The organism is Prevotella dentalis DSM 3688, assembly GCF_000242335.1.
Classification (GTDB): domain Bacteria; phylum Bacteroidota; class Bacteroidia; order Bacteroidales; family Bacteroidaceae; genus Prevotella; species Prevotella seregens.
Genome location: NC_019960.1, coordinates 1,524,330 through 1,541,328, shown reverse-complemented (window position 1 = coordinate 1,541,328; position 16,999 = coordinate 1,524,330). Strand labels below are relative to the sequence as shown.

Sequence of the window (16,999 nt, the reverse complement as noted above, 5' to 3'; positions counted from 1 at the left end):
ACCCAGTGTGAGCCCGGAGCTCGAAGAGGAAAGTATCATTATCGTTTATGCAGGCCTGGAGACGGGCCTGTACGCAACCAATATGGAACGAGGTGGCGAACTCCGGGTGTTTGAGTTACCTGGAAGGGCTTTTATTTTCGGTTTTATAGAGGAAAGATAATAAAAATCTTTGAACCTTGCACTTTGAGCTTTGAACTTTATGTTGCGCCATGTCATAAAGTTCAAAGCTCAAAGTGCAAGGTTCAATGCCCAATGCTTCCGGTTTCAGGGCATGGGCTGCAGGCCTTCCCACCGCACGTCCCAGTCTTTGGGGAATCCCGGGTTGGGCCCCAGCGTGCAGCCGTCCCATCCGGCAGCCATCATGGCTACGGCCGTGAGCAGTCCGCCGTTGCCGGGCATGTAGACCCGCAGACGCTGATCTTGGTAGTTATGGCCGTTGACAAGGTAGGTGTTCTTCTGCTGGGGCATGAGCAATGCGTCGACGGCACGCGACGGTTCGCCCAGTCGGGCACAGGTCATGGCCGTCATGGGAAAGTCCCATCCCCAGGAGGTCGCCCAGTTCCAGTGGTTCCATATCCAGTCGAGCGTTTTGTGCATGATGCGTGGGTTTACCAGCCTGCTCTTGGGCAGTATTCCCAATGCCCCGAGCAGGGCGGGATGGTCGCTGGTAAAGCGGGTGTTGGTATAGGTCTGGGTGGCAGTCTCGGCGGCCAGATAGAGGCTGTCGGCATTGAATGCCAAGGGAGACAGACGGGCGATGATGCTGTCCCAGCCCTGCCGGCGTCCTTTTCCTTCACGCTCCCGCCACAGCTGTGCCATTTGGAGTGTGGTCAGCCAGTAATTCAGTTCAAAGGGAGGGTTTACGGTAGGGTCGGCGTTCAGCGTCTCCTGAGCAGGTATGCAGCCGCGCAGGATGTAGCGGTGTCTGAGGGTGTCGAGTTCGGCAAAGTCGGACATAAACTCGGCCGTTTCTTCTACCAGACGGCCGTATTTTTTCAGCAAGGCGTCTTCTTTTTTAGGAAAGGTGGCATCGAAAGGCTTGGCAGGACTGGGCCGGCTTGCCTGTTGACGGCGGTCAATGCCGGTTTCCTTGGAAGTGAAATGGAGTGGATGGCGACTCCTGTACAACAACTCTGCCAGATAAATCAAATGCGGCTGCTGCCAAATCAGATAGCTGCCTACGTTGGAGGGGGCTTCGGCTGCACTGGGGTCGGTCATTTTCATCCATCTGATTCCCTTGAATCCTTGTCGGCGGGCAATGGCTTCAGCTTTGTTTTCAGCTTCCAAATACCAGGTCAGCGGACGGTCGAGAAGTTCTGGTCTGCCCCAAAGCGGCCAATGAGCCAAGTGCCACCAGGTCATCTCCAGATGGAACTTGCCGAACCAGCTGTTGTAGGTAAGGCCGGTTTCCTGAGGTGGATATTGTCCGCACTCCTGGGCTCCCATGAGATATTGGCTGAGAATGATGCGTCGCTCCAGTTCTTTGGCGCGCGTATCCTGCACGTGTCCCAGGTCGATGAAGCCTCCTTGGCTCCAGTATTTGGCCCAGTGGGTGGCGGATGCCTCGCCCCATTGGGCAAAAGACTGCCATGGGGTGGAGAGCTGTTCTTCTGTCTGCACAAACTCGCACTGTAACTGAAGGTCGCCTTGTTTGCAGTTGATTTTGAGCGTGTGTGGGGCGGTCTGCGACAGGGTTGCGTCACCTTTCCATGTCACTCGCAAGGCATAGCGTGTGTCATCTACTTGTCGGGTGATAAGGCATGAATGGCCGTTTTGCCGAAAAGTGGTTTGGTGGCGTTGGTCTTGAGTCCAGTCGCATGCGTCATCGCTGTGTCCGCCGGTGGGATAGGCGAAGCGAAAGAGAATGGAAAACTCGCCGTCAGACTGTACATGGGTGGCTATGAGGTCCTGATGCGGGGCGCACAGCGTCTCAACTTCATAATGTTGGGTGTCGTAGACAAATCGGCTGCGCACCTTGCCCGTCCAAAGATCGAGGGTCTCGTCAATACGGTGAAGTTTTGCAGGAGAGGCAAGGTCAAGTCCGATATTTCCCAAATGCAGCCGATGCGGATTCTCGCGTAAATAGTTGGCAGCATCCCTTTGGCGTCCCGGTTGCTTGAATTGTGCGGCATAAACTTCCTGATGGCCCCGCCCGAAGTCTTTCTCCAGCCACGCGTCACGCTCTTGGTAAGCATTGGGATTAGGAAAAGCGTGCCAGCCCCAATCGCTGAACGTGCCCAGGCATACGCCCTTGCGGTAGGTTTCGGGGAAAGTCTGTAGGCCGGTGGCATCCACGGTGAATGCAAACCCACCGTTGCCCACAGTGAGCGACTCCAGCGAATCGATGTGAGTGACATGCGGGTTGTGGCGGCTCACCACGGCCTGTCGGACAATGGGAGCCCAGCGTTTTTCCTTTTTTTGATCGTTGTTTGGGACTTGTTGAGGTTGCTGCCGGGGCTTCCTTTTACTATTGTCGGCCTTTGTATATGGAAAATGTGAGGTGTGGATACTTGGCTGGATAGACTGGGTTTTAAGCATGTTGCGGCACGTCTTAGCCTCCAAGGACATGCCTGTCCATGGCAGCAAAACGAAAGCAAAGAGAAGATATTTGTTCATAGAATCCTTGATTGATAGTTTGCTTTGGGCAAAAATACAAATAATAATTCGTTCTTCTGCAGAATTTCTCCGTAAATCTTTGTATTCATCAATAGAATTTCTCCGTAAATCTTTGCACTCATCAATAGAATTCCTCCATAATTTTTTGCCATTCCGAAATTTCCTTGTACCTTTGTACGCACATTTGCCCAGATGGCGGAATAGGTAGACGCGCTGGTCTCAAACACCAGTGCCGCAAGGCATCCCGGTTCGAGCCCGGGTCTGGGTACAAAGTAAAAAGCTAAGTAATTGATTACTCAATACTTAGCTTTTTCTTATTTTATAAATGTTCCCAAAATGTTCCCAATCGGCATATTATATTTCTACAAGTTTCTTTATCCTATCAAACCAACTTTTAATTTCCCCCTCAGTATCTCGTGCCATTAATAATTGGTATGTCATATTGTCAAATGCCTTTTCAAGATAAATCTTGGATTTTTTTGCTTTCATTGGGTTATCCAATTTTTTCTTTTTAGCATAAATTTCACCAAACCTTTCTGGTACCTTGTCCTCATCTGTATCTACCTCTATATCGTAAGCTGCTTTAATAGCATCACTATGAAGATAATTTTCTATTTCATATTTTTTTGTGAGGACTCCCCATGAATCATCATTTTGTGTATTGACTTTATCTATAGTAGTTTGATATGCAGCCACGTCATTGTCATAGATATGCACACATGGGCAATGTAAGTTTTCCAAATAGTGAGCATCTACCCAATATTTAAGAATACTACCGCCAGATGGTATCAACAAGATACGACTATCGGACGATAAATCAATAACATCAGTATATTTTTCTCGTAAACAACGAGAGAAACATTTTAAAGCTATAACATCCGTAGGACCTTCTACATGAATAACCAATTTTATATTTTGTTCAGGATTAGGAAATATACCTAAGGCCTTAACGACATTGGAGATAACAACTTCCGTTCCCCCTTGAACAACAGAATTATTGTGTTCGTCTTTATTTATAAATCTTATGCTATTAGTTGGTAATTCTTGAGCTAAACCTGGACTATGTGTTGTAAGGATAATCTGACAATGGGGAGTATCTGATAATTCTAAGAAGGAGTTGATTAAAATCTTTTGGTTATTTGGGTGTTGAGCTGTTTCAGGCTCCTCTATTGCATAGATAATATCCTTTTTATTGCTTTTCTTTGCTTTCCGTTCTGCCTCAGCCTTAAAAAAACCTACCAAAATCATTCGTCTTACACCACTACCGCGCTTATTAAGTGATATTCCTGCATCTGTATCCATCGCTATTGAAAATAGGCTGTTCCACTTAGATGCAGCAGGTGTTGCAAATGTAGGTGTTAACTCATTTGCCAATGAAGGGTCAATAGCTTGTAAAGCTTTATGGGTTTGATTTGCAATTTCTGTTGCCTTTTCACGAACCTTTTCTTGAATTTCTTGTATCTCCTTCTGAACTTCGCTAATAGCTTCCTGTATAGCTACTTTCATTGGATTTTGAACCTCTCCATCAGAATCGCTACTGGAACGGTCACTTTGGAAAAGTGCATAAGTTGGCAAATATGATTCTATCTTAGACCAAATATCCTTTACATCTTCTTTAGATTTTGTCAAAGATATTTCAACCTCAGATATTTTAAGATCATCAGTAGATTTCCATAAAGCTTTACGCATTATAGGATTACCCTTTTGGGGACAATTTAATTGGTGTTCTTTAACCATCTTCTGCAGTTCCTTTTCTTTCAAAGAAAGAAGATTCTCAAACCCATCTGCTGTTGGATGATTAGCTACAATGTATATATCTTCAGAAGGTTTAGATTTGTTACAATCATAAATCTTTTTAATACGCATCGTATCCTCATCTATTAGTAGGTATTCCTCTTTCAATGAAGTCTTCTCGCCTGAATCTAAAACCAGTTCATTTGGTAATTCCGTAAAATCGCATGCTATTGTAACTTTTTTAGAATTCGAAAAAATATTGGCATCAGAGCTATCAATTTTAACTATATCATTGTTGAAAAAAATCTCTAATGCCTCTAATATCGTTGATTTCCCCGCATCATTTTTACCGATAAAAGTAGTTATGCTATCAAAGTCTATACTAATCAAGTCTTTATAACTCCGAAAATTCTCAAGATATAATCTTTTTAATTTCATATTTATTTTTTTCTTAATGTTACTCTATCTGTTACTGCACTTATTAATAATGCATATACACTTTGTAGCATACATTTATCTAATCCAAAACACTCAAATACCGTCTGATCGAATTTTATACGGTCTTTATCGTTAACTTCTTTAAAGACACTGTTGATTTTTCTGTGTTTTAAAGGATCAAATGCTCTTTTTATTTTTTGCGAGTGTTCTGTTGATAACAAATTAGGATTTAATAAGCATATCTGCTTCAAATAATCAGCATTTAAATCTAATGCGCCTAAGTTTCTCGATGTTCCTCGTATTTCAAGAATAAAGAAAGTTATCACAGAGTTGAGTAGAGCTGCTATCAGTTCTATATCATAGCCATCCTGCACCTGCATTGCTATCAAACGCTGATCAATAACAAATGGCTCTTTGGCAAAAGTAAAGAAGAAGCGTTCGTATGGATTTATTGTAGTGATAATGTGTGCCCTTTTAGGATTTAGAGAATACCAATATGGTCGGTGTCCTGCGCATGCCTCTGATATTGTCTGGCTACCATTCTTATTAGGTGCGTTCACAAATTTATCAATCCATGACTTCGTTCCTTTGTCTATATCCTTTTCCTCATCTTGGCAGACGAAAGCCCTAAACTTATAATTATCATCAAACTCTATCTGTTGGAGATCTGACGATGACTTCACATACGGAACCAAATACTTTTCGTCAATACGTGATGATTTTACATCCTTATCTTTAATGACAAACATAGGATTCCAACCTGTCCGCTCCCCTCTAAACACTTTTACAATGTTTGGATAATATTGGGTTAAACAACTTTCAAAGCTACCAAATAGATTGGTGGAAAGGAAAAGCTGTCCCCAATTAGTCTTGTTTTCAAGACTATCTAACAAACATTCCTTAGATGCCAAGCATACAGATAAACTTCCATCTTTACGCTTATACAGGTCAGCAAAGAAGTTATCCTTCTCCCATAGCTCATTATGAGAATCACTGCAATTATCTATATCACTATAAAAATCTTCAATCTGCTGTATTTGCCCACTTTTAGATTCAGCAACAAACAATTCACTCAACTTACGATTGAGTGTGATAAACTTCGTTGGTTTACAACTTTGCATTTTATCTAAGACAAAATAAATGGTGGACACTTGAGAATCCTTAAACCAGTGTTCAGCATTGCTTTTTACAACATATCGTATATGGAAGTTATCCAACAAGAACTTCTTGAATTGAAATCCATATTCCTTGCCTAGCCACGCATTAGATGTTATTGCTGACAAGCAACCATCAGGCTTGAGAAATTTATCAGCGTTATAAATACAGTATGTAAAATAATCAGAACGCTCATTAATTTTGAATGTTTTGTCTTTCAAAAAAGCTTGCTGCCCACTCTGAAATTGCTCTCTAAAGAAAGCTGATAGTTTCTCATTGGGAATATCCTCCTGCTGTATGAACGGGAAATTACTTGCAATGCCGTCAAAAATTGGTATTGGCACATCAATATGCTTATTATGGTCGTGCGAATCAGGAAAGATGACCTTTTCTCCAACTTCCAAATTAAAAAAGTCATTACGCATAACACGTGGGAAGTTGTTTGTAGCTATTACATTTTGCTTATATAAGTTGATAACAGATAAAATTGCAGGGAAATGAGACACATCATTACCCCATATCTGCCTTAGTAGTTTCTCATGCTCTTTTGTTCCTAAAGCTTGTAAAATCTCATAAAAGGAGCTTAGGAAAGTACCTGTCCCACAAGTTGGGTCGAACAATACGTCCTTATTGGTCTTAATAACAGGGAAAGCCACAAGTTTTGCCAAGACTTCATTAGTAAAGTATTGTCCAAACTTCTGCTTCTCATCATCAGGCACAAGGTTTTCCAATATATGTCCAATAACTTCTGTTGGCAACACTTTGAAATCAAAAGTGGTCAGCACCTCCAATAGAGCATAAATTGCTTTATCGACCAAAACAGAATATTCTATACTATCTGTAAAATATGGTCTAAAGATAGCTTGATAATCTATCTTCTTTGCTTTGTCAAAATAGCTATTCAATAAATCTTTACTAGACTCATTTTCATCAAAAGTAATCGGTTCCAACTCTCCACTTAAGTTCTCGCAAAGCGTCAAATAGAAAATGGTCTTTCCTATCAAGTTGTAAAAAGTAAACTTTGCCAACACCTGTTCTGGTATGACATACTCCTTCTTTCTTGATGAAGATTCTAAAATCTTCAAAGTGGAACTTTCATAAATTTTCCATTTATTAAATTCATCTCTAAACGCACGATTACTACCCTTCTCCTGAATTATCGCCTCTTGAAATTGTGGAATAATGATAGTAGATGCTTCTCGTACAGCAGAAATGATATTTTTAGAAATATCAAGCGCAGGTTTCAAAGCGCCATTACGGTACAAAGAATCTAAATCATGCAGGATTTCCTCTGTACGTTCTTTCAATAATGGTTCGTGCTGTGCAAACTTTACAGGATCAGCTAAATCCTCACGACTATTGATAGTTGAAACCTTTGGATAAACTTTTAACTTTGATAGCCCATCAAGTGTATATTCTTCATCGTTTATATGCCAAATGATAGCTTCAGCACCATTCCATGTAACAAAGGAATCAGAGTGTAGCTTATGCGCCTTTTCCAACGCATTCTCCAACATAATGGTATCGTCAACGGCAGTATCTGGAAACTTCAATTCCCAGCCATTGAATATTACACCAGAAGTCTTATCAATGAAAAGAAGAATATCAGGAAATTTAGTTCTTCCCGATTTCATTTTTACACCTGTATCATTAGTTGCATCTTGAAAAATAGTAGTCTTTCTGTCAATAGCTGATTTTATCCAACTGATAAGCTGACCAGCCCAATCTCGTTCATTTCTCTTTATTTCAGGTTTTGCCATAACTACTATTTAACTGCTGAAGCATATACTTTGTTATCAAATAAACCTTGTATAACAGGCTGTTTTTTTTCATCGTGCTGCATTGCTAAGACCTCTGCTAGGCGATCAGCACATACTTGGATGTAGTCTATTGATTTGACTTTATGAAGCATTACGTTCTGATTTTTTTCGATTCCGATATACTTTCTATGCTCCATTGCTGCCGCAACTAAGAAGCTGCCACTACCACAAGCATTATCAAGAATAATATCCCCAGGATTAGAGAAAGTTCTTATTAAGTATCGTCCTAACTCAATGGGCTTTTGAGTAGGATGATATACTGGTCCTTCCGACTCTGCCGTTTTAACATACAAAAAGTCTTCTATTGGCAATTCATTATCGTCCATGAACAGAACGTCATTTGGATAGCGCATACCATTACTTTGAACATGCCGTGGCTTAAAATCTCCATAACTTCCTGTATATTGATTTTTGCGAATACCCTTATCATAACTCTCTCCCTTTGTCATTTGAGGATTATATGTGGGTTGTTGTTTATAAAACACACAAATATCTTCATGTTTTCGCAAAGGCTGTTTCTTGGCATTTAAGAAATTCGTTGATTTTGATTTTATCCAAACTATTTTATATTTGAACCAATCCTCATTGCTTAAAATCAGTTTTGCAGTAAAAAGACCTTGTGCTGTCAGGACAATAGCACCATTATCTTTTATTATACGCATATACTGTTGCCAAAGCTTATTTAAGTCAATGACAGAATCCCACTTATTTTGTGTTGTACCGTAGGGTAAATCACACAAAATCATATCAACAGATTTGTCTGGAATATTTGGCATAACTTTCAGACAGTCATTTTCAATAACTTTATTAATAAAATCTTGAATGTTATTTTCCATATTCACGTATATTTTCTGCAACCATATTTATTACTCCATCAGCACAATCTTCTTCTGCTAAAACATCATAGACCTTATCTGCAAGCCATAATTGCAAAAGTTCTTTTTCGTTTGCGCCAAGCAACTTTGCCAATAAAACGACTTGTTCCCTTTTGGCTTTTCTTTCTCCTCTTTCAATACGGCTATACATAGGAGTATCTATCTCCAATGCAGAAGCCAATTGCCTTTGAAGTAATTGCTTCTTTTCTCTTAATTCTTTCAATTTATCAGCAAACAGCATATTTGTCAATAGTTGATTTGTCTTTATTTGGCAAATGTACTGCTTTCATATGAAATAAACAAATTATTCTCACTTTTTTACTCATTGGAAAAGCCACTCTGCTTTGCCCCCTTTGGCCAAGTAGAATTTGCTCCTGTTGGCCACAACATGATTGCCCCTTGTAAAGTTCTGGTGCAGGGGTCAATTTTATTTTACCCTTTTAGATACTCTGGCTTTTCTTAGCCCTTAACTTACGCATGCTTTCGCCATATAATTCTATGGTATGCGCCGTATGAATGATACGGTCAAGAATGGCATCTGCTATTGTCGGGTCCCCCACCATGTCATACCAGTTGGACGCAGGGTACTGTGAGGTTATGATGATGGATTTCCGTTCATGCCTGTCTTCGATAATTTCGAGCAGTATGGGCCGTTCCCTGGCGTCAAGATGCACAAGGAACAGGTCATCAAGGATAAGCAGCTGGCACCGCTCGATCTTCTTGAGTTCTGCCTCGAGTGTACCCTTGATTTTGGCCACTTTCAGTGCCCCGAGCAGTTTTGGGGCATTGGCATAGAAAGTGCGGAATCCCCTTATGCACGCCTCGTGGCCGAGGGCACATGCAGAAAGCTTTTTCCCGTACCGGAAGATCCTGTGACGAAAAGGTTCTGCCCTTTGTTCACGAAATCCAGGGTGGCGAGGCGTTCCATCTGATTGCGCTCCAGCCCCCGGTTCGTGGCATAGTCTATATCTTCAAGATAGGCCTTGTAACGGAATGCCGCATTCCTGGTAAGCCGTGCTATGGCAGCCTGGGCACGATGGTCCCATTCTCGTGCAAGAAGCATGGAAAGGAAAGTGTCCGCCGTCATGGCCTGCGGCGTGGTGCCGGCAAGGCTTTCCCTGAAGGCCTCCGCCATACCATGCAGCTTCATGCGGTTCATCAAATCAAGCGATATGGCATTCTGATCCTGCTGTCCTGTAACAGGAGCTGTCTTGTTGTTTGTTTCCATAAATCCGAACTTTATAATTCTTGTTTGTCTTTTCTGTAATATTCACGTCCGCGTATGTTCTTGTGGGTCGGTGGCGCAGGGGAAGCCCCGAGGGGCTGTACCCTTCCGTCCTCATCGGGAAGGAAATCCGCGTCTTCTCCCAGTTCAAGCACCTCGCGTAAGGCCTGATATCCGTATTGCAGCTTCTGGTTTGCGCAGGCGCAGGCCGCGACCAGACGGTCACGCCCGTACTTTTTCTCCAGCGTCAGTATGCCCCGGCAGGCTCTGAACGCTTTTGGAGGATACTGCATGAGCCGCTCCACTTCCCGAAGATAGTTCAATACGATGTTGTCCATTTCCGAGGCACGCCGGAAGAGTTCCTCCAAGTCCTTGTCATAAGGGCCGTAATGTCCCGGCAGGTAGTGCTCCTTTTTCCATGAATAAGCGTAGGGGACGTCACTGCGGTCATGGGCGGCGACAAGGTTCATGCCACAGTAGATTTCCACCGTGTCGGCATCGTAGAGGATCGTCACGCGTTTCCCCACATATTCCTTGGGAACACTGTAATGGTGCTTGAACAGCGATACGTAGGAGTTCCTGCCGACAGTCATCAGCTTTTTCTCTTTCATGACGTAGCGTTTCAGTGGAAGCGGGCGGAGGTAGTCCTTCTCACCGCGCAGGAACATCTCCTTGCGTGACGCCTCCCGGCCGGCCATCACCTTTTCATTGAAATCGTGCAGGGAAACATGGATAGCGGCATTGAGATCGTCCAGACTGGAGAAAGTCATTCCCTCTATGTCCAGGTAAACGGAACGGTAGAGAAGCTTCACTGCGTTTTCAACAAGGGCCTTGTCCTTGGGGTGGCGTACACGGGCGGGATAGACCGCACAGCCGTAATGCTCGGCAAAAGCGGCGAAATCGTCATTGATGACGGGCTCGTTGCGGTCGCTTCGTGTGACGGCCGCCTTCAGATTGTCGGGGACTATTGCCGCCGGAGCCCCTTCGAAATACAGCATGGCATTCTCGCATCCCTTGATCAGGTCTTCCTTGCGCTGCGACCATACGGCCTCACAGTAGGTGTAATGACTGAACGGAAGGATGGCAACAAAGACTTCGGCCTTCTTCGTCTCGCCTGCCATCTCATCGACAACTTCAAGTCTGTCACCGGCAAAATCAACATACATCTGGTCTGCGGCATAGTGCTCGACATGGCCGACGACCTTGATGTGGAACTTGTACTGGCGGACTGCCCGCTTTGAAGGAAGACAGCTGAAGACCGTCAGGATATTCAGCATGATACTCCTTAAACAGTTTTCTGACACTCATCCCTTTGCGTGTCAGGCGGGATACATATCCGGGAAGCAAAGCCTCCAATTCAATCCTTTTGGAAGAAGGCTCCCGACGTCGGGATTCCGTACCGACAAACATCTCATGCAACTGCTCCTCGGAAAGGGAGAGAAGCTGATCGATGCTTTTCCCACTTGAAAGGAACAGACGGACATACTTGCGGACAGTGTTACGGGAAGTATGGAACGTGGATGCCGTTTCCTTGATACCCATCCCTGCCGCATAACATCTTAAAATGTTCTTGATTCTCTTGTTCATTTGCATAGATTTTATTATTACCCCTTACACCAGGACTCGGGTTCCCAAATCTACATAAAAAACTCTAACGACACTTGTACTAAGTGGTTAATATTATTTTGGCCAAAAGGGTCAATCATATTATGGCCAAGGTGAGCAATCCTGTTTGGCCAAAAGGGTCAAAGTAGAGTGGCTTTTCCAGCTCCCTTGATGTCGAGCTTCTGCGTGGTGAGGTCTTCGGGCATGAGGTTCATCATGCCCAGCTGTTCGCTGAATGCCGCACGTGTCACGGGCATGCCCGGCATGGCCTTGGCGGCAGCCTGTGCGTCGTCCTGCGCCTCGCTTACGTTGAAGGCTACGGAGGCGTTCCTGTCGCCCTCCTTGCCGCCTTCCTTGCCCAGATCCTCGTTGGCACACGAGCCGAGGAAGAGCCCGCCGAAACCTGTGAGTCCCGCGAGGCACACACTCATGAACGCCGCCCTGCGGGCCCTGCGCTCCAAATATTCCTTGAATCTTATCATGGTTGTAGTCTTTACTTGTTGTTTGCCTTTTACTCTTTTTTACCTTTTACTCTTCCCACGCGTCCCATCTGTTGACACGTTTGGCTCCCATGAGCTCCGTGTCGTCGTTGTCCTCTGTGAGGTCTTCGATGCTGACGCTGCCTTTGTTGCCTGCGGGCCCGTCTCCGCCGGGGCGCACGGGCGGGCTGCCGGCAAGGATGGTGTTTTCGTTCTCTACGACGATGACTTCGCAGTTGGGGCAGACATAGGGCTGCCTGTGACTTTTTGTTGATGTCTCTTTTTTGTTCATGAATATGAGTTTATGGGATTTTATAGGATTCTATAAGGGGGGATAGGGGGCTATGGGAAAGTGACAAGCTTTTATAAGACTTGACAAGGTCCATAGGTGGCTGACAAGCGTTGGCAAGACTTGATAGGAGCCTATAGGATTTGTAGGAGTTTGGAAGACTTAAATCTCTCTTATTTTCCCTTGGGCTCCTTGGGAAAAACACACAAGGAACCGGGCAAAGGAAGCTTCGGGAAGTCCTTTGCCTATTGGGATTGCGCGAGGTTCTCCTCGCGCGCGTACGCGCGCGTGTTAAAGAAAGGTTACGCCAGGTGCGCCTATGAGAGAGAGTAGCAAATTATTTGGAACTACCAAACAATTCGACAATAAATTTGCAAGAAAAGTTGTTTTCTCTTGTGCGGCCGACAACAAATTTACAGGAAAAGTGGGCTTTTCCTGTGCTGCACATACACCTCTATGGTATAGGGAGCAATGCTGCTGACGGTTATGTCTCTCTATGGCAATCAATACCAATGATTTGGATTTGGGTGCAAAGATAGCGATAAAATCGGAACTACGCAAGAGAAATGGCAATTATTGCGTCATGTTTGTGCCCGGCTACACCATAAACATAATGATGATTTGGACGATGACGACACGGACAAACATGCCGAGGGGATAGACGGCGGCGTAAGAAATGCTGGCCGTGTCGCCGCGCAGCGTGTCGTTGGCATAGGTCAGCGCCATGGGGTTGGCCATGCTCCCGCAGAGGATGCCGCAGATGGTTCCGAAGTCATATTTCCGGGTTTTCAGGGCGATGAGGCCCACTAGGACGACGGGCAGTAGCGTGATGAGGAAGCCAATGCCCACCCATGCGATGCCCTCGGGGCGCACGACGGTGGCAAAGAAGTCCTTGCCCGCATCCAGTCCCAGACAGGCCAGATAGAGCGACAGGCCCAGCATGCGCAGCATGAGCGAGGCCGAGCGCGTGGTGTAGGAGATGAAGTGCATGCGCGGCCCCAGCGCGCCCACCAGAATGCCCATGATGATGGGGCCGCCGGCGATGCCCAGCCGGATGGGCGATTCCATGCCGGGCAGACTGATGGGGATGGTGCCTAAGGCCACGCCCAGGATGATGCCGAGGAAGATACTGCCGATGTTGGGCTCCTCGAGCGTCTTCACGGAGTTGCCCAGAAAGTGCTCGGCATTCTCCACATCGTTGTGCTTGCCCACCACGGTCACGCGGTCTCCATATTGCAGACGGAGGTCGTGGCTGGCCAGCAGCTTGACGTCGCCCCGGATGATGCGGCTCACATTCACCCCGCAGATGTCGCGCATGCGCAGTTCGCCGAGCCGCTTGCCGTTGAGTCCCCGGCGTGTCACCACACAGACACGGCTCTCCACATTGGAGTCGATGGCGTTCCAGTCTATCACGTCGCGGTTCCAGTCCTTGGCTTCCTGGCGGCCGAAGAGCAGCACCAAGGCCTCCTCGTCTTCCTTGGTGGTCACCACGAGCAGGGAGTCGTTGACCTGAATCACGGTGTCTGCCACGGGCACAATGACCTGGCTTCCGCGCCAGATGCGCGAGATGATGAAGTGCAGGTGGGTCATCTGTGCAATCTGTGCAATGGTCTTGCCGTCGATGGCCGGGTTGATAGCCGTGAGCTGTGCGATGTATGTATTGTCGTCGTCGCTGAGCGGTTTTACCTTGAGGTCGCAGGGCTTCACAAACAGTTTGCGCATCAGCATCATGGCCAAGATGACGCCCACCACGCCGAGCGGATAGGTCACGGCGGTGGCCAGGGCGGCCCGTCCGCTGGGCATGCCCAGGTGTTCCAGTGCCTGTGTGGCGGCACCCAGGGCGGGTGTGTTGGTTGTGGCGCCACAAAGTAGCCCCACCATGTCGGCCACGCCCACCCCCGTTATCGGCACCAGCACCAGTGCCAGCAGGGTGCCCGCCAAGATGACGGCCAGCCCCCACAGGTTGAGGGCCATGCCTTCGTGGCGCAGCGAGCCGAAGAAGTTGGGGCCAACGTGCAGTCCCAGGCAATAGACAAACATCGACAGGCCGAACGTCTCCACATAGTCGAGCGTCCGGGCATCGATCGACAGGCCTGCATGTCCGGCCAGAATGCCGGCGAAGAACACGAAAGCAATGCCCAGCGAGACGCCCATCACCTTGATGCGGCCCAAGGCGAGGCCAAGCGCAACGACCATAGAAATGATGATCACCGTCTGTACGGACGAGTGGACACTGAAGAGGGAGGACAGCCAATCCATGGGATGCAGGGGTAAGGTGTGGAGTGGGGGTGATTAAATAAGGTGGAGGTAGTTCTCCAAGGGGATGCCGCGGTTCTTGTCGGCGTTGTCCTTGTTGCACTCGATGAGCCGCGACACGGCGTTCATGGCCTCGCGTGTGGAGCGTCGCAGCCCCTCGCCGTTGAGCAGATGGCCGATGAGCACGGCCGAGAAGATGTCGCCCGTGCCGGGGAAGTGGACGGGAATTTCGGTATAGGGCAGCATGAAATACTGTCCGCTCTTGTGATTGTAGCCCACCACGCTGGGCTGCCTGTCGACCGGAATCGACGTGATGAGGGCCGACTTGGCGCCGATGGCCGTGAGCTTGTCGAGCAGTGCCCGGGTCTCCTCCATCGTGATGCCGTCGGGACGGTAGCCGGCGCCGGTGAGATAGCAGGCCTCCGTGTAGTTGGGGAAGATCAAATCGGCCACGGCAATCATCTCTTTCATGCTTCCGATGGTGGCGGGGGTCACCCCGTTGTAGAGCTTGCCCTCGTCGCCCATGATGGGATCCACGAAGATGGTGGTGCCGCCGAGGGCCTGTTCACGGCAGTAGGCCGACACCACGAGGGCCTGACGCTCCGAAGCAATGAATCCCGTGGCGATGGCGTCGAAGCGGAAGCCCAGCCCTTTCCACACGGGAAACACGCCGGTGATGTAGTCGGTGGTGTCGAGAATGTTGAACTTTCCATAGTCCAGCGTGTTGGATACCAGCGCCGTAGGCAGATTGTAGGTGGGGTGCCCCATGTAGGAGAGAATGGGCAGCATGGCTGCCGTGGCCACCTTGCCGTAACCCGCCATGTCGTTGATGAGGAGTATTTGCTTCTTGCTCATGATGTCGTCAAATCGGTTGCAAAGTTAGTAAAAAGCCGAAAGGTGGAAAAGTAAAAAGACAAAAAAGGTTGGTTATTGAAAAAATAAGCCAAAAAAGCGGCCGAAAGCATGGTTGTATCGTTTTATTGTCGTAATTTAGTTCATGATTTTAAATCTATGCTTTAGCCAAGATGAGCAACAACAACAACAACTTCTGCCTGATACTTGCCGGGGGCAAGGGGCGTCGCCTGTGGCCTTGCAGCCGCGAGAATTTCCCCAAACAGTTCATCGATTTCTTCGGAACGGGGCGCACGCAGCTTCAGCAAACCTACGACCGCATGGCGCGCATCCTGCCGTCCGACCATATCCTCATCAACACCAACAGCCAGTATCTGCCTCTGGTCATGGAACAACTGCCCGAGGTGCCCCGTTCGCGCATCATGGCCGAGCCCATCCATCGCAACACAGCTCCCAGCATAGCCTGGGCCAACTACCGCATTTCGCGCCTCTGTCCCGAGGCGCGCATCATTGCCGTGCCGTCTGACCAGCTGGTGATGAACGAGGAGGCATTCCGGCAGAACGTGCTCGACGGCCTCAACTTTGTGGGCACACACGAGACTTTTCTCACCATGGGGGTGAGCCCCACGCGGCCCGAGCCGGGCTATGGCTATATTCAGAAAGCCGAAATGCTGGAGCAAGATGTCTACCAAGTGAAGACTTTCACCGAGAAACCCGACCGCGAGTTTGCCCGAACGTTCATGGAAAGCGGCGAGTTCCTCTGGAACACGGGCCTCTTCCTCTCCAGCGTCGTCCACCTGCGTGAGAGCTTTTCGCATATCCTGCCCCCCGTGCTGCGCGAACTCGAAAGAATCAACAAGGATGCCACGGTGGAACAAGAGGAAGCCTACATGCAGGAACACTTCACGCTCTACCCCAACATTTCGCTGGAGGCGGGCGTGCTCGACAATGCCGAGGGCGTGTGCGTGATGAAGTGTGACTTCGGCTGGGCCGACCTGGGAACCTGGCATGGCATCTACGAGGCCATGCCGCGCACGGTCGAGGGCAACGTCGTCATCAATTCAGAAGTCATTGTTGACAACAGCCGCAACAATGTCATCAAGCTGCCCAAGGGGCGGCTTGGTGTTATCAACGGGCTCGAAGGGTTCATCGTGGCCGAGAAGGACAACGTGCTTCTCATCTGCCGCAAGGAAGATTCTTCGGCTCTGATTCGCAAGTATGTGAACGAAGTTCAGCTCAAAATGGGGGAAGCGTTCATTTGAACGCTTCCCGAATCTTGGCCGCCGTCTCTTTCATCTCGTCTTCGCTGAGCGTTACGTGCTTCTTGAAGTCCACGTCGCCCTCGGTGTTGATGGGCATGAGGTGGATGTGGGCATGGTTCACTTCGAGCCCGAGCACCACCTGCGCCACTTTCTTGCAGGGGAAGGCCGTGCGGATGGCCCGTGCCACGCGTTTGGCAAAGAGCTCAAAGGCGGCCAGGTCTTCGTCGGCCATGTCGAAGATATAGTCCACTTCCTTGCGGGGCACCACCAGTGTGTGGCCCTTCACCACAGGGTTGATGTCGAGGAAAGCATAGAAGCGTTCGTCCTCGGCGCACTTGTAGCTGGGTATCTCGCCAGCGGCAATCTTACTGAAAAGGGTAGGCATAAGGCAGT

General features: G+C 47.6%; 10 protein-coding genes, 1 tRNA gene and 3 pseudogenes. 2 read left to right on the top strand and 12 right to left on the bottom strand.

Annotated features, from left to right (window positions below):
* Positions 1–264 precede the first annotated feature (264 nt).
* A complete protein-coding gene (locus PREDE_RS06100) occupies positions 265–2,616 on the bottom strand; it encodes a glycoside hydrolase family 95 protein (protein ID WP_005845099.1) in 2,352 nt (783 codons plus the stop codon).
* A gap of 186 nt (positions 2,617–2,802) precedes the next feature.
* On the opposite strand from PREDE_RS06100, the gene PREDE_RS06095 reads away from it, so the two are divergent.
* A tRNA-Leu gene (locus PREDE_RS06095) sits at positions 2,803–2,884 on the top strand.
* 86 nt (positions 2,885–2,970) lie between these two features.
* Here the strand turns inward: PREDE_RS06095 and PREDE_RS06090 are convergent.
* The 10 genes and pseudogenes from PREDE_RS06090 to PREDE_RS06045 all read right to left on the bottom strand — a co-directional run bounded on the left by PREDE_RS06090 (position 2,971) and on the right by PREDE_RS06045 (position 15,347).
* Positions 2,971–4,788 (bottom strand): ATP-binding protein, encoded by a 1,818-nt coding sequence (locus tag PREDE_RS06090; protein ID WP_005845097.1) that lies wholly within the window; start codon positions 4,786–4,788, stop codon positions 2,971–2,973.
* A gap of 2 nt (positions 4,789–4,790) precedes the next feature.
* On the bottom strand, positions 4,791–7,703 hold the full coding sequence (locus PREDE_RS06085) for an N-6 DNA methylase (RefSeq protein ID WP_005845096.1): 2,913 nt from the start codon (positions 7,701–7,703) through the stop codon (positions 4,791–4,793).
* A 5-nt stretch (positions 7,704–7,708) separates the two neighbouring features.
* On the bottom strand, positions 7,709–8,599 hold the full coding sequence (locus PREDE_RS06080) for a DNA-methyltransferase (RefSeq protein WP_005845095.1): 891 nt from the start codon (positions 8,597–8,599) through the stop codon (positions 7,709–7,711).
* On the bottom strand, positions 8,589–8,879 hold the full coding sequence (locus PREDE_RS06075) for a helix-turn-helix domain-containing protein (RefSeq protein WP_005845094.1): 291 nt from the start codon (positions 8,877–8,879) through the stop codon (positions 8,589–8,591). The genes PREDE_RS06080 and PREDE_RS06075 overlap by 11 nt, the downstream gene beginning before the upstream one ends.
* Before the next feature lie 199 nt (positions 8,880–9,078).
* Positions 9,079–9,866, bottom strand: a pseudogene (istB, locus tag PREDE_RS06070) (IS21-like element helper ATPase IstB).
* An 11-nt stretch (positions 9,867–9,877) separates the two neighbouring features.
* A pseudogene (gene istA, locus PREDE_RS14035) lies at positions 9,878–11,450 on the bottom strand (IS21 family transposase).
* 164 nt (positions 11,451–11,614) lie between these two features.
* A pseudogene (locus PREDE_RS06060) lies at positions 11,615–11,950 on the bottom strand (fimbrillin family protein); the annotation flags it as partial.
* A 46-nt stretch (positions 11,951–11,996) separates the two neighbouring features.
* Positions 11,997–12,239: a hypothetical protein gene (locus tag PREDE_RS06055; protein WP_005845091.1), complete on the bottom strand. Its 243-nt coding sequence runs from the start codon at positions 12,237–12,239 to the stop codon at positions 11,997–11,999.
* Between the two features lie 594 nt (positions 12,240–12,833).
* Positions 12,834–14,495 (bottom strand): putative transporter, encoded by a 1,662-nt coding sequence (locus tag PREDE_RS06050; RefSeq protein ID WP_005845087.1) that lies wholly within the window; start codon positions 14,493–14,495, stop codon positions 12,834–12,836.
* Positions 14,496–14,528: 33 nt separating this feature from the next.
* A complete protein-coding gene (locus tag PREDE_RS06045; RefSeq protein WP_005845085.1) occupies positions 14,529–15,347 on the bottom strand; it encodes a pyridoxamine kinase in 819 nt (272 codons plus the stop codon).
* A 170-nt stretch (positions 15,348–15,517) separates the two neighbouring features.
* Between PREDE_RS06045 and PREDE_RS06040 the strand changes: the two genes are divergently transcribed.
* Entirely contained in the window at positions 15,518–16,606 is a 1,089-nt protein-coding gene (locus PREDE_RS06040; RefSeq protein WP_005845084.1) for a mannose-1-phosphate guanylyltransferase, read from the top strand.
* Here the strand turns inward: PREDE_RS06040 and PREDE_RS06035 are convergent.
* Entirely contained in the window at positions 16,599–16,991 is a 393-nt protein-coding gene (locus tag PREDE_RS06035; RefSeq protein WP_005845082.1) for an HIT family protein, read from the bottom strand. The genes PREDE_RS06040 and PREDE_RS06035 overlap by 8 nt on opposite strands.
* Positions 16,992–16,999: the final 8 nt, after the last annotated feature.